This is a genomic window from Streptomyces sp. G7(2002) (genome assembly GCF_028870195.1).
Lineage (GTDB): Bacteria > Actinomycetota > Actinomycetes > Streptomycetales > Streptomycetaceae > Streptomyces > Streptomyces nigrescens.
Genome location: NZ_CP102609.1, coordinates 1,332,032 through 1,344,315 on the forward strand (window position 1 = coordinate 1,332,032; position 12,284 = coordinate 1,344,315).

The following is a 12,284-nucleotide window of genomic DNA, read 5'->3' on the forward strand; positions in this document are numbered from 1 at the left end:
GGAAGCATACGTGCCGGTCGGCGGCCACCCGTCGGCGATCCCGTCCATGGTCCGCAGGGCCGGATCCGGTGTCACGGGAGGCGTCGGTGCTGACACCCGCGCGAGATGCCCGGGGCCCGGCGGGAGGGGGCGGGGTCCGGCTATGTGCAGGCGGTCGCCGAGGCGCTCTCGTCGGCCCTGCTCGACGGGATGCTGGGGCGGTGACGTCGTTCCCTGCCGCTGGCGGTGACGTCGTTCCGTGCCGCTATGGCGTGCCCGCGGCCCCGTCGAGGCGCAGTTGCAGCCGGTCGATCGCGTCCCTGAGGCCCTGGCGGTATTCGCCGTCGGCGAGGGCGTTGACCGATGCCCGCGCCCGCCGCAGCTGGGCGCGGGCGTCGGCCGGCCGGTCGAGGGCGGCGTAATCGGCCGCGATATTGAGATGCAGGGACGGGAAGAACGCCCGGAGCGCGATGAGGGGGTGGCGGGGGCCGGGGCCGTCGGCGACCCGGGACTCCCCCGGTGTGGCGGCGGTGCCCGCGGGCCGCTCGGTGACAAAGCCCTCGGCCGCCTCCAGGGCCCGCAGATCCCAGTCGAGTTCGTCCCGGGGGTCGTCCTGGGTGTCGGCCATGTAGTGGGCGAGGGTGCAGCGGTGGAAGGCGTCTCCATGCGGCCCGATCTCGTACCACAGCGCCGAGAGACGGTTGCGGGCCTCTTCCCGGTCGCCGGCGCGATGCAGCATGATCGCCTGGCCGATCCGGGTGAGCACCCCGTCCTCGGGCGTCGCCTCCCGCCGCGTTTCCACCACTGCACTCCCGTATCCGCTCACACCGCGCTGCCGTTCCCTCGACGCTAACCGCCGGAAGGGAGCTGCGCGCGGTGTGCGCGACGCACCGGGTGGCCGGGCCCGCCGGCCGCGCCCGCCGGCTCAGCCCAGGTCAGGGATGCGCCAGTCGATCGGGGCATGGCCCTGCGCGGCGACCGCCGCGTTGATCTGGGTGAAGGGGCGGGAGCCGAAGAACTTCTTCGCCGACAGCGGGGAGGGGTGTGCCCCCTGCACCACGGCATGCCGCTCCTCGTCGATCAGCGGCAGCTTCTTCTTGGCGTAGTTCCCCCACAGCACGAAGACCGCCGGGTCGGGCCGGGAGGCCACCGCACGGATCACCGCGTCGGTGACCTTCTCCCACCCCTTGCCCTTGTGTGAATTGGCCTCGGCCTCGCGGACCGTCAGGACGGCGTTCAGCAACAGCACACCCTGCTGGGCCCAGGGCATCAGATATCCGTTGTCCGGAATCGGGTGGCCCAGCTCCTCCTTCATCTCCTTGTAGATGTTCCGCAGCGACGGCGGCGTCTTGACGCCGGGCTGCACGGAGAAGCACAGGCCGTGGCCCTGCCCCGCACCGTGATACGGGTCCTGGCCCAGGATGAGCACCTTCACCTGGTCGTAGGGCGTCGCCTCCAGCGCCGCGAAGACCTGCTCGCGGGGCGGATAGACCGGACCGTTGGCCCGCTCCTCCTCGACGAAGTCGGTCAGCTCCTTGAAATAGGGCTTCTCCAACTCCTCGCCGAGGACCCCGCGCCAGGACTCGGGCAGCATGTCGGTCACCACGTCAACAACCTCCGGTGTGCGATGCGTTCTCAGTTGAAGAACCTACCGGCGACCACTGACAACGCCGTCCGCGGGCCGATCGGGCCCGGGCCTGCCCCCTCAGGCGGTGTCGAGCCGGGCGCGCTGGACCGGGTCCAGCCGCAGCGCGAGCGCCGCCAGGCATTCGTCCAGCTGCGCCACCGAGCTCACCCCGAGCACCGGCACCACCGGCACCGGGCCGCCCATCAGCCACGCCAGCACCACCTGGTTCACGGTGGCCCCGCACTCCGCCGCGACCTCCGCCAGCACCCGCAGCCGGGCCACCGAGCCGGGATGGTCGTAGCGCTCCGGAAGCGGTCTGTCCGCCCGGGAGTAGGCGCCCCCCATCAGCGTCCCATACCCGGTCGGCGTCAGGTCGGGGTGTGCCCCCGCGTAGTCGAGGAGCTCCTCGTCGGCCTCCCCCCGCAGGTCGGACGGCAGGCCCCGGCGCGGGCGCAGGTAGGTGTGCCGCTGCTGTACGGCGCGGAAGCCGGGCAGCCCGCGCCCGGCGGCGATGAGCCGGGCTTCCGCGAGCCGCCAGGTCCGGTGGTTCCCGGCCCCGAGGGTGCCCACGGTGCCGTCCTGGACGAGACGGGCCAGCGCCTCGACGGTCTCGTCCAGGGGGACGCTGCGGTCCTCCAGGTGCGCGTAGTAGAGATCCACCCGGTCGGTGCCCAGGCGGCGCAGGCTGCCCTCGATCCCGGCGCGGACGGCCGGCCCGCCAAGGCCCTCGGCATGAGCGGACCGTACGGCACCACGGGCCGGGTCCGGCCGGGCGCCGACCTTGGTGGCCAGGACCGTACGGCCGGCCGCGCGCCGGCTGCGCAGCCAGCGGCCGAGCAGGAGCTCGCTCTCGTCGCCGGTGGCGCCGGGGGCCCAGAAGGCGAAGTGGTTCGCGGTGTCGACGAAGGTGCCGCCGGCCTCGGCGAAGCGGTCCAGCACGGCGAAGGAGGTCGGCTCGTCGACGGTTGTGCCGAACGGCAGCGTCCCCAGGCACATCGCGCTGATGCGGGGCCCCTGATCGCCGCCGAGCGTGCGGTAGTGCATGGCATGTCTCCCTGACAGGTCCGCTGACGGGTGTGGTGCCGGCCCTGATGAGGACCGGCACCACGGACTCTGCCTCTTGGAGCGCACACCAGGGCAAGGCCGCTCAGGGCCCGCCCGGTGCCGTCAGGCCCCGGCGTTGAGGAACAGACCGCCGTCGACGACCAGCGTCTGGCCGGTGATCCAGCCCGAGGCGTCGGACAGCAGGAAGGCCGCGGCCCCGCCGATGTCCTCCGGGACGCCGAGCCGCGCCAACGGGTAGCCGGCCGCCGCCTCCTCCTCGCGGTTCTCGTAGAGCGCGGCCGCGAACTTGGTCTTGACCACCGCGGGCGCAATGGAGTTGACCCGCACGCCCGGCGCGAATTCGTGGGCGAGCTGCAGCGTCAGATTCACCATCGCGGCCTTGCTCATGCCGTACGCGCCGATGAAGGGCGAGGGCGCGAGGCCGGCGATCGAGGTGATGTTGACGATGGCGCCGCCGTTGTCCTTCTGCCAGGCGTGCCAGGTGCGCTGCGCGAAGCCGAGCGCCGAGACGACATTGGTCTCGAACACCTTGCGCGCCACACCCAGGTCCAGGTCGGCGATGGGGCCGAACACCGGGTTCGTTCCGGCGTTGTTGACGAGGTAGTCGACGCGGCCGAAGGCCTCCATCGCGCGCTCGACGGCGACCGCCTGGTGGGCCTCGTCATGTGCCTTGCCGGCGACGCCGAGCACCCGGTCGGCGCCCAGCTTCTCGGCGGCCTCCTTGAGGGCGTCCTCGTTGCGGCCGGTGATGACGACCCGGTCGCCACGGGCCACCAGGGCCTCGGCGATGCCGTAGCCGATACCGCGGCTGGCGCCGGTGACCAGCGCCACCTTGCCGGTGGGCTCGGGGAGCCCGTTGTCGTGCTCGGTCATGTCCAGAACTCCTGAGGTCGGTGGGGCGGTCAGTTGAGCGGGCCGCCGGCGACGTACATGACCTGGCCGGAGACAAAGCCGGCCGCGTCGCCGGTGAAGAAGGCGATCGCGTTGGCGATGTCGTCGGGCCGGCCCACGCGCTGGACCGGGATCTGGGTGGCGGCCGCGGCCTGGAACTCCTCGAAGCCCATACCGACGCGCTCGGCGGTGGCGGCCGTCATGTCGGTGACGATGAAGCCGGGGGCGACGGCGTTGGCGGTGACGCCGAACTTGCCGAGTTCGAAGGCGAGGGTCTTGGTGAAGCCCTGCAGACCGGCCTTGGCCGCCGAGTAGTTGACCTGCCCGCGGTTGCCGAGCGCCGAGCTGGAGGAGAGGTTGACGATCCGCCCGAACTTGGCGTCCACCATGTGCTTCTGGCAGGCGCGGGACATCAGGAACGCACCGCGCAGATGCACGTTCATGACGGTGTCCCAGTCGCTCTCGCTCATCTTGAAGAGCAGGTTGTCGCGGAGCACACCGGCGTTGTTGACGAGGACGGTCGGCGCACCGAGCTCGGCGACGACCCGGGCGACCGCCGTCTCGACCTGCTCCGCGTCCGAGACGTCACAGCCGACCGCGATGGCCTTGCCACCGGCCTTGGTGATCTTCTCGACGGTGTCCTTGCAGGCCGCCTCGTCGAGGTCGAGTACGGCGACGGCGCGGCCCTCGGCGGCCAGGCGTACGGCGGTGGCCGCGCCGATACCGCGGGCCGCGCCCGTGACAATGGCGACGCGCTGCTCGGTGGTGGACATGCGGGTTCTCCTCACCCTCGAAACCTCGACAAGCGGTCCGCCGCACCGATCCCGTGGGTGAGCAACCGCTTAGTAGCCTGAGCAGGGCTGACGCTAGAAGCCCGGCAACCCGCTGTCAACGCCCCACCACCGCGCCGTTGCCCACCTCACCTGTGAGACCGGCCGGGCCCCGGCGCACGGGTGTCCCACAACAGAGCGCCCGGCCCCGCCCGAAGGCGGCGCCGGGCGCCCCGCACAGCGATCCGGTGACCTCAGCGCACCAGCAACTCCACCAGCCGCTCGGCCTCGGCGGCGGGATCGGCGGTCAGGCCGGTGTGCACCGGTCCCGGCTGCACGATGGTGCTGCGCGGTGCGATCAGCCAGCGGAAGCGACGTCCCGCGTCGTCCCCCGCCGCCTGCCCGGCCCGCTCACCGCCCTGGCAGATGCCCTCGACGGCGCCGAGCGCGGCCCGTACACCGGCCACGTCGACCGTGGGGTCAAGGGCCAGCAGCCGGGCCTCGTCCAGATGGGTCCTGGCCTCGACGAAGCGCCGGGCACGGCAGTACACGACCACCCCGGCATTGATCATCTCGCCGCGCTCGACCCGGGGCACGACCTTCAGCAGGGCGTACTCGAAAACATCCCGCCCGTTGTGCAGACCGGTCACTTCACTGCCCTCCGCGGCGGCTTTCCCGCCAGCCATTCCGGTGCCTGCGAGGGCTTGTGCTTGGTGGGCTCCCCGAGAGCGATGTGATCGCTGATCGTCCGGGCCCGGGCCAGCAGAGTGTTCACATACGCCTGCCGCAGGGCGTCCGGGGAGTCGAAGCCGGGCTCGTCGGCCAGCCACTCGTCCGGGACATCCGCCGCGATCCCGGTCAGCAGCTCTTCGGTGATCTGTGGTGCGAACTCGTCGGCCGCCGACGCGATATCCGGCCCGAAGGTGGCGAGGACATGGTCGGAGGCGTTGTACGGACGGACCGAAGCCTTCTCCGCGGTGGGCCAGTTGTGGTGCCAGATCATCGCCGCGCCATGGTCGATCAGCCACAGTTCGCCATGCCACACCAGCAGATTGGGATTGCGCCAGGACCGGTCGACATTGTTGATCAGCGCGTCGAACCACACCACACGGCCCGCCTGCCGGGCACTCACCTCGAAGCCGAGCGGATCGAAGCCCAGCGATCCGGGGAGGTAATCCATGCCCAGATTGAGCCCGCCACTGGCCTTCAGCAGCTCCTGGACCTCCTGGTCGGGCTCGCTCAGCCCGATGACGGGATCGAGCTGCATCCGCACCAGATCCGGCACCCGCAGCCCGAGCCGACGCCCCAGCTGCCCACAGATGATCTCGGCAACGAGCGTCTTCCGCCCTTGCCCGGCACCGGTGAACTTCATGATGTAGGTACCGAGGTCGTCGGCCTCGACGATCCCCGGGAGCGATCCACCTTCACGCAAGGGCGTGACATAGCGAGTCGCTGTCACTTCTGCAAGCATTTTCCCAGGCCATCCGTCTCTTCAGCCTTGCAATCCACGGTCAACTTCGGACGGGTGCAGCAGCGGACATCGCCCGTCAACGGCCCTGGGGAGAATCTGGGGAGTTTCGAATGGCATGCAGTTCTCCCTGCTTCCCGAGCAGTCCGTCGATGGCAGTGCGCCCCTTGCTTCCGGCCTCCGGCATGAAGTGGGCATAGTAACCGAGGGTGATCGCGGGCGAGGAGTGCCCGAGCCACCGCGCCAAGGTCACGACAGACTCTCCGGCCTCCAGCATGATCGAGGCATAGGTGTGCCGCAGCACGTGGAACCCGTCCTTCGGGGCCGCCGCCCACTGCCAGGGTTTCGCCCCCTTGGCACGCGGCGGGATGACGCCAACCTCCGCCAAAGCGGGTTTCCAGGTGTAGGTGTTCCACGTGTTCACCGCGACGGCGTTGCCGAATCGAGTGGTGAGCAGCAGGGAAGACTTCCTCCCCTGCCCCTCCAGCTTCCCCCACGGAAGCTCCACCTCCACTGGCGGGAACGCGTCGAGATGACGCTTCAGCTCCTCGGCCACCGAAGGGGGCATGTCGACGGTACGGGTCTTGGCTCCCTTCGGCAGGGCGAAGTACAACCTTCCCCTGATCGCCTGAATTTGGCGGCGGACGTGGAGGACACCTCGCGCGTAGTCGATGTCCTCCGGGCTCAATCCGAACACCTCGCCCTGACGCAGCCCGCAGCCCAGACCGACTACGACGGCTATCCGGTTTCGCGGGCTGATCGCGTCACGGACTCGCAGCGCCGTCTCCAACAGCCAAGCCTCGCGTCGCTCTTGTGGCGCCTTGGGCCACCGCACGGACTTCGCGTCCATGGGGTTCCTGGCAAGCCGCTTGTCATCGACGGCCGCCTCCAGAATGGAGGAAAGTTCGGACAGGATGCCGCGCCTATAGTCGACCGAGGAGACACTGGCCTCCAACTTCGCTATGTACGAGCGCAAATCCGCCGCCGTGATGTTCCTGAGTGCGAGCTCACCCAGATGAGGAACGATGTGAAGGCGCACTCTCCGTTCCTGGTTGTCTCGAGTCTTCGGAACACCACCTCGGCCTGGCGCCCAGTGAATAGAGATGTAGTCGGCCAACGTGATGGATCCGTCACGCGGGTCCACGAACTCGCCGCGCTCTTCGTCCGTGGCTGTCCGCCGAAGCCACGCCTTGGCGTCCTCCAGGGTGTCGAAGGAACGGTCCCGGACCCCGGGTATACCGGCGACCTTGTACCGCTTTCCCTTGCCGTAGCGAGCGGTTCGCTCTCGTTTCCCGGTGACCGGGTCCTTCTTCTTCTTGATCCAGCGGTCTTCTATGTAGCCGGCCAAGTAACTCTCATTCACTGGGGGGTGGAAACGGCACTCAACGGCGTACGAGGCGTCAGGCGCTGGGGCGGCCGTACCGCTGGTGCGGAGCTGCGCTCAGCGGGTTCAGCGCCGGGTTGGTGCGGGAGTCGGCCTGCTCCTGTTCACGGATCCAGGCATCGAGGGCTTCCCGCCGGTACATGACGCGGCCGCGGAGGCCCATGCGGAAGCTCGGCGGTCCCTGCCGTCGATGCCGCCATACGTAGAGGGTGTGGGGTGACAGGCCGAGGTACTCGGCGGTGTCCTTGACGTTGAGGAATGCGGCGCTTGCGGCGCTCCCGGGAGCGGGCGCAACCGAAGAAGGAAGCAGCGGTCGTACAGTCATGTAGGGATTTCTGCGGGTGCGGGAGATGGTGGGCCCGTGTGGGCGGAGAACCGGTTCTCCGCCCACCAATCGGCTGTGGTGTGGCAGCGGTAGATTTCGCGGACATGCCGCAGCTCGGCACGGCGGCGTTACGGGCGGCGCACCGCCGCGATCGGCTCGGTTGTCAGGCCAGGGAGGCGGAGGGCAGCTGCGAGGCGGCCCCAAGGGATCTCAGCCGGTGACGGCTTCCGAAGGCAGTCCGCGAAGCGTTTGGCGAGACGAGGGGCGCTCATGCCGACGCACTCGGCCACCGCGAAGATGTGCTCTGCGGTCTGGTCGCCGTTCCGCAGCCATGCCGGCATACACGCGTCACGCAGGGCGAAGACCTTCCTGCACTTTTGCCCAGGTCGGAGCGCTACCGCCATGACGCCACCTCGCGAATACAGTCCGCCTCGGCATTAGAGAGATGTGTTCCTTCCGGAGGAGAATGCGGGGCGACAGAACGGAATCAACAGCACCGACACCCCATGCCTACTCGGCGGAGGTATCGCCTTCCGACGGAGATGCGCTGCAAATTTCAGAGCGACAGTTGGCGCAGGCCGCTTACTTCCTCCTTACATGAATGCGGCGTTGCCATCTGTGTCCGCCACGGCTCCACCGCCAGCGCAGCCGAGCGCGAACTCCTCAATAGTCGCGACGATCGCCGGTTTGGCTAACCGGCGATCGTGGTCTATGTTTCGCTTCGCATCTAAGGAATCCGACAGGTTCTCAGGCTGACCGCAGTCAGGAACCCAGCCGGTATGAACGCAGGGCTGGGGTAGCGTCGTCCGTTACAAGTACCAGAAGACCGTCATTCATGAGGCGGTCAAGACTTCGCGCTGCAACGCAATCAGTGGCCCCGCTGGCACGGGCTACGTACTGAGAATCAGCTCCGGTGTGTGCCGCGACGTGTGCGAGGACGGCCCGGTCGCGGCGATAGCCGCGTTGCAGCAGATCCTCGCCGAACAGTCCGGCCGCGCAAACGCAGAGGCACAGGCCGGTGGAGACGGCTTGGTAGTCACCCGCCGCCTGGCCGGACCAAGCGTTCAGCGCACCGAGCGCACCGAGGACGGGGGAAGTGAAGCGGGCGGATCGAATAGCGGAGCCAGACAGACAAGCCTCCAAAGCAGGGACCATGCCAGCAAGGCAGTGGGTGCGGTGCAGGATTCCGAACAAGTCACAACCCTGGCCGCACCGGAACAACTGCACCTCTGGCTTGGCGATATCCGGGACGTTGCACTTTGACATGGTCTCGGCGAAGGTTTCCAGCCTTTTGGAGTTCGTCCTTGTCTGCCGTGGGCGAATTCCCGCCGACGGCCTTGTGGAGCCCTCCCATCTGGGCCCTATTGCGGAGAAGGGAGTGCACCAGGCTCGCACATTACTGCACAACTTCGTCGAGAAGGGCCTGTTCATTTCCGACCGAGTGGACGCACTCGGCTTTGACCGCTCTACCAGGCGCCGACTCCATCACGTCAGCGGCGAACCGTAGCTGAACCAGGGTGGCGGCGTATGCAGCGTGGGATCGAGCAGGCAGTGTGGCAGTCGCCCTCGAGCGCTCCGAGAACGCCCCCTCGATCCGCAACAGGTGCTGCGTAGTGATGTCCGGGGCATGTGCGCCCGGCGACTTGAGAAGCAGGCAGTGCGACGCGCCGACGAAAACGGTGGGGTTACCGACTGACATCAACCGATGCGAAGTCCTCCAGAACCCAGTGCACCGTCGGCGGAGGCAAGCTTGGAGATACCGTACGTGCCTGTGGGTTACTGAGCGCTCACTTTCGAAGTGGAGAGAGACAAGGACTTGGCCATAGCGCGATTGACGCTTGAGTCTCTACCTGGAACGTACGACGGGCAGGGTTGATATCCGCAGTTTCGATACAGGGCGAGTGCCGCATCGTTCCGAACTCCCGTTTCCAGGACCATCCGGATCACACCACGAGAGACCGCCTGCGACTCCAGATGCTCCAGAATCCTCCGTCCTATTCCTCTACCCCTGCCCTCTTGCGTCACGTACATACGCTTGATCTCAGCGGTACCCGGCGAAAGGAGCCGCCAGCCCCCGCAGCCGACTGCCTCTGGCGAATCGTCACACCGGGCTATGACGAAGAGGCCCTGCGGCAATACAAAGTGACTTGCCGGAGTGTCATCAGGGTCATCAGCGAATCCGTAGACAGCAACCTGCTCGGCGTGGAGCGCTCGCGTAAGGCGCCGGGCTTCAGGATCACCATAGGAAGTGGCTGTCAGGGATGGGGTGCCCGTCTGGCACGGCCGAGCGGCGCTGAGGAACGTCATGTAGCCGATAGTGCCCTGTCCACCGCTACGAGCGCATCAGCACATACCCCTGACTGGACGCGGCTACCGACCTGGCGTCGAATTCGACTCAGCAGATTGCGGCAACGGATCGACTGCACGTCGGGGACACGACCAGCCAGGTGAAGCAGCGTGCCGACAGTGGTCTCCGAGTCCCGGCGGAGAAGGTGGGCTCGGGCCAGGTGTATGCCGTGCAGCAACGCAGAGCGGGGATACCCGCTGTTCGCCCCGTGGTCCGTCAAGGGTGTGAGCAAGTCCGTGGCCTCTGCGAGGAGGCGTCGCGCCTGCGCAGGGTTCGCAGCAGCCAGTTCCACCAAGGCATGCCCTGACTCAGCTGCCACCTGCTCTGCTGTGAAGTAGTACAACGATGGAGGATCATCGTCTCTACGGTGGTCCAGCAGTACGCGACACTGGTCAGTGACCTTACGGAAAACGTCAATATCGCCCGCAGCAGCATGAGCAGTGGCTAGGCGGCCGAGGGCTCGCGCACGCACGGTGGGGGCACTTCCAGCAGTGTGCTCAACTGCGGCCTCCGCAAAACGCAGCGCAGAGGAAGGCTTGCCGGTGGCCGCATGCTGATAGGCCAGCATGCCCAGCACATTGGCGGCACCATTGCTGTCGCTAGCTGCGCGAGCAAGACGGATGGCGAACAGCTGATAGCGCTGCGCGGGGGCAGCTAGATCGGCGTCGAATGCCATCCAACCGGCGAGTTGCGACAAGCCGCTGGCTGTGGTGAGCAGACGCAGGCGAATCTCAGGAGAGCAACGACTGTTACGCAATAGGTCTAGAACGCCGAGCAATTCGGTTCGCACGTAGCGCTGAGGCAGAGCTCCACCACCCGCCGTGTCATCCAGGCGGCGCAGCCCCCGAAGGTGGCCTTCAAGAACATCCATCATCGGAGGAAGGACCTGGTCGGTTCCCGGGCAAAGGCGCGACTGAGAAGCAGCCTGGTGGGTTGCGTCCCAGACCGCCCCGAAGAGCTGCTCCTCGCTGGCCGACTTGGTACTGGCCTGGTCGCGCGGGTCCGCTGCGGTCCAAGCCGCGGCCGAGGCCAGAACATCGTCTAGCGAGCGGCGCCCGAGCAGGTCGTCGGTGGCGCCTCTCTCCGCTTCCTTCCCGTTGCGCTGATCGCCCCAGAGGCCGGCGACGGTGTACGGGATTCCCGTGGCTTCACTGAGCGCGGTGACGGTCAGCCGCCTCACCGTCTGAGATCTCGGTCGTCCGCCCGCCAACCAGCCATGTGCAGCTGTGAGGTGCAAGGCAGGTTCACCGACCGCTGTCAGACGTGGGTTGAGTACACGCATCAGCTCTCGCGGCGACCAGCCAGCCTGACGGAGCGCTTCCTCCAAGGCCCGATTGGGTTCCCGTTTACCCGAGTTGGAGTGCTCACCTGGAGCATTGCGAACGGTCCTCACATATGGACGGTAAGTCATCACTGTGCCTGCGGGCGCGAATTCGCGGATTTTCGCACTCACGCTGAGAAGTTCGCGATTTTCACGCCGCCCCCTACTGCCAGCAGGGCCCGCCTCCCTGTGTCCTGGTTCCACATCCGGCCTCCGAGTGGGTGGGACCTCGTGTGGGGCGCCCGCCCCGAGGGGCTGGTCCGTTCGACCTACGGAGGTGACTTCGTGCTGACCGTCCACAACGCATACGGCCACAAGACCAACGAGTACGTTCCGATTCCGGCTCTGGGTGAGCGCCGGCTCTACAAGTGGGAGTCGAAGCCCACGATCACACAGCCATTCGTGGATCTTCCGTCGCTGCACAGCATTGCGTGCCGGCTCACGGGCTGGCCCAGTTCGGCACAGTCGTGACCGGGGCTCCGCATACCTCCTTTGCCCCTTCTCCGGGGCCGCTGAGGAACGTCAGGTCTCTCAGGGGATCGCTGGCAGTCGCCCGCTGTCACTCAGGGGGCGCGATCGACTCAATTTCCGCGCTCACTAGCGAGTGTCCAGTACTGGGCGAGCATTTCGCCGGGCCATTCCGGCTGGCGCACTCGGCCGCGGGGGCCCATTTCCTGAAACCAGGGGGCAATGTCGATAATTGGAGTGCCGTCAACGGCGTCCAAATCCGTCACGACCAAGTCATGGCCGTCCACACTCAGCAGGCGTGGGTAGGACGTTGCCAACTGGTTGGGACGCCGGTGATTGCGGTGGACGAATGTCCCTGTGGCTGGCCACCTCGTGTTCCCCCGAGGGCTACGTGCGTGAAGCTCGACGTCAGCTGGCGAGGCCAGGCTGAACCGCCAGATCACGGCGAGGTGGGAAAACTCTTCGATGCCCTGGAGCGTTTCGAGGGGGAATTCCTCGTTGACCCGGATGATCGACTCCACGCCGCCCTGGAAATCGTCGGCAGGCACCATGTGCCCACCAACCACTGTCGCGACGGGCTTGACCTCGAACGCCCCAGACATCAATGTCCTCATTCCTGCGAGTCCCAACAAACGAGGA

The 12,284-nt window shown here is 67.4% G+C and carries 14 protein-coding genes; 2 read left to right on the top strand and 12 right to left on the bottom strand.

Annotated elements, in window-relative coordinates; translation table 11 throughout:
- Positions 1 to 244 precede the first annotated feature (244 nt).
- The 9 genes from NUT86_RS05225 to NUT86_RS05265 all read right to left on the bottom strand — a co-directional run bounded on the left by NUT86_RS05225 (position 245) and on the right by NUT86_RS05265 (position 7,509).
- Complete coding sequence (locus NUT86_RS05225; RefSeq protein WP_274740380.1) at positions 245 to 781, bottom strand: hypothetical protein; 537 nt, start codon at positions 779 to 781, stop codon at positions 245 to 247.
- A gap of 123 nt (positions 782 to 904) precedes the next feature.
- A complete protein-coding gene (locus NUT86_RS05230) occupies positions 905 to 1,573 on the bottom strand; it encodes a uracil-DNA glycosylase (protein ID WP_037742653.1) in 669 nt (222 codons plus the stop codon).
- A gap of 111 nt (positions 1,574 to 1,684) precedes the next feature.
- Complete coding sequence (locus NUT86_RS05235) at positions 1,685 to 2,650, bottom strand: aldo/keto reductase (protein WP_159490918.1); 966 nt, start codon at positions 2,648 to 2,650, stop codon at positions 1,685 to 1,687.
- A gap of 123 nt (positions 2,651 to 2,773) precedes the next feature.
- Positions 2,774 to 3,544, bottom strand: a complete 771-nt coding sequence (locus NUT86_RS05240) for an SDR family oxidoreductase (RefSeq protein ID WP_159490916.1) — start codon at positions 3,542 to 3,544, stop codon at positions 2,774 to 2,776.
- 29 nt (positions 3,545 to 3,573) lie between these two features.
- Entirely contained in the window at positions 3,574 to 4,335 is a 762-nt protein-coding gene (gene fabG / locus NUT86_RS05245; RefSeq protein WP_093639969.1) for a 3-oxoacyl-ACP reductase FabG, read from the bottom strand.
- 251 nt (positions 4,336 to 4,586) lie between these two features.
- On the bottom strand, positions 4,587 to 5,018 hold the full coding sequence (locus NUT86_RS05250; RefSeq protein ID WP_051104208.1) for a DUF3037 domain-containing protein: 432 nt from the start codon (positions 5,016 to 5,018) through the stop codon (positions 4,587 to 4,589).
- Entirely contained in the window at positions 4,979 to 5,803 is an 825-nt protein-coding gene (locus NUT86_RS05255; protein ID WP_274733729.1) for a HipA family kinase, read from the bottom strand. Before NUT86_RS05255 ends, NUT86_RS05250 begins: the two co-directional genes overlap by 40 nt.
- A gap of 76 nt (positions 5,804 to 5,879) precedes the next feature.
- Positions 5,880 to 7,148: a tyrosine-type recombinase/integrase gene (locus tag NUT86_RS05260; protein ID WP_274733731.1), complete on the bottom strand. Its 1,269-nt coding sequence runs from the start codon at positions 7,146 to 7,148 to the stop codon at positions 5,880 to 5,882.
- 52 nt (positions 7,149 to 7,200) lie between these two features.
- The gene (locus tag NUT86_RS05265) at positions 7,201 to 7,509 is read right to left on the bottom strand and encodes a helix-turn-helix transcriptional regulator (protein ID WP_274733733.1); all 309 of its coding nucleotides are present in this window, start codon (positions 7,507 to 7,509) and stop codon (positions 7,201 to 7,203) included.
- Between the two features lie 915 nt (positions 7,510 to 8,424).
- Between NUT86_RS05265 and NUT86_RS05270 the strand changes: the two genes are divergently transcribed.
- Positions 8,425 to 8,772 (top strand): hypothetical protein, encoded by a 348-nt coding sequence (locus NUT86_RS05270; RefSeq protein WP_274733735.1) that lies wholly within the window; start codon positions 8,425 to 8,427, stop codon positions 8,770 to 8,772.
- A gap of 513 nt (positions 8,773 to 9,285) precedes the next feature.
- On the opposite strand, the gene NUT86_RS05275 is transcribed toward NUT86_RS05270, so the two are convergent.
- Both NUT86_RS05275 and NUT86_RS05280 read right to left on the bottom strand, forming a co-directional pair.
- On the bottom strand, positions 9,286 to 9,816 hold the full coding sequence (locus tag NUT86_RS05275) for a GNAT family N-acetyltransferase (RefSeq protein ID WP_274733737.1): 531 nt from the start codon (positions 9,814 to 9,816) through the stop codon (positions 9,286 to 9,288).
- On the bottom strand, positions 9,813 to 11,309 hold the full coding sequence (locus tag NUT86_RS05280; RefSeq protein WP_274733739.1) for a hypothetical protein: 1,497 nt from the start codon (positions 11,307 to 11,309) through the stop codon (positions 9,813 to 9,815). The genes NUT86_RS05275 and NUT86_RS05280 overlap by 4 nt, the downstream gene beginning before the upstream one ends.
- Before the next feature lie 99 nt (positions 11,310 to 11,408).
- On the opposite strand from NUT86_RS05280, the gene NUT86_RS05285 reads away from it, so the two are divergent.
- Positions 11,409 to 11,648 (top strand): hypothetical protein, encoded by a 240-nt coding sequence (locus NUT86_RS05285; RefSeq protein WP_274733741.1) that lies wholly within the window; start codon positions 11,409 to 11,411, stop codon positions 11,646 to 11,648.
- Positions 11,649 to 11,758: 110 nt separating this feature from the next.
- On the opposite strand, the gene NUT86_RS05290 is transcribed toward NUT86_RS05285, so the two are convergent.
- Positions 11,759 to 12,247: an SAM-dependent methyltransferase gene (locus NUT86_RS05290; RefSeq protein WP_274733744.1), complete on the bottom strand. Its 489-nt coding sequence runs from the start codon at positions 12,245 to 12,247 to the stop codon at positions 11,759 to 11,761.
- Positions 12,248 to 12,284: the final 37 nt, after the last annotated feature.

What these genes read in the sequence shown, in the direction of transcription:
- NUT86_RS05240 (WP_159490916.1), bottom strand. Translation starts at nt 3,544, where the DNA reads ATGACCGAGCACGACAACGGGCTCCCCGAGCCCACCGGCAAGGTGGCG.
- NUT86_RS05250 (WP_051104208.1), bottom strand. Translation starts at nt 5,018, where the DNA reads ATGGCTGGCGGGAAAGCCGCCGCGGAGGGCAGTGAAGTGACCGGTCTG.
- NUT86_RS05290 (WP_274733744.1), bottom strand. Translation starts at nt 12,247, where the DNA reads ATGTCTGGGGCGTTCGAGGTCAAGCCCGTCGCGACAGTGGTTGGTGGG.
- NUT86_RS05230 (WP_037742653.1), bottom strand. Translation starts at nt 1,573, where the DNA reads ATGCTGCCCGAGTCCTGGCGCGGGGTCCTCGGCGAGGAGTTGGAGAAG.
- NUT86_RS05275 (WP_274733737.1), bottom strand. Translation starts at nt 9,816, where the DNA reads ATGACGTTCCTCAGCGCCGCTCGGCCGTGCCAGACGGGCACCCCATCC.
- NUT86_RS05265 (WP_274733733.1), bottom strand. Translation starts at nt 7,509, where the DNA reads ATGACTGTACGACCGCTGCTTCCTTCTTCGGTTGCGCCCGCTCCCGGG.
- fabG (WP_093639969.1), bottom strand. Translation starts at nt 4,335, where the DNA reads ATGTCCACCACCGAGCAGCGCGTCGCCATTGTCACGGGCGCGGCCCGC.
- NUT86_RS05235 (WP_159490918.1), bottom strand. Translation starts at nt 2,650, where the DNA reads ATGCACTACCGCACGCTCGGCGGCGATCAGGGGCCCCGCATCAGCGCG.
- NUT86_RS05255 (WP_274733729.1), bottom strand. Translation starts at nt 5,803, where the DNA reads ATGCTTGCAGAAGTGACAGCGACTCGCTATGTCACGCCCTTGCGTGAA.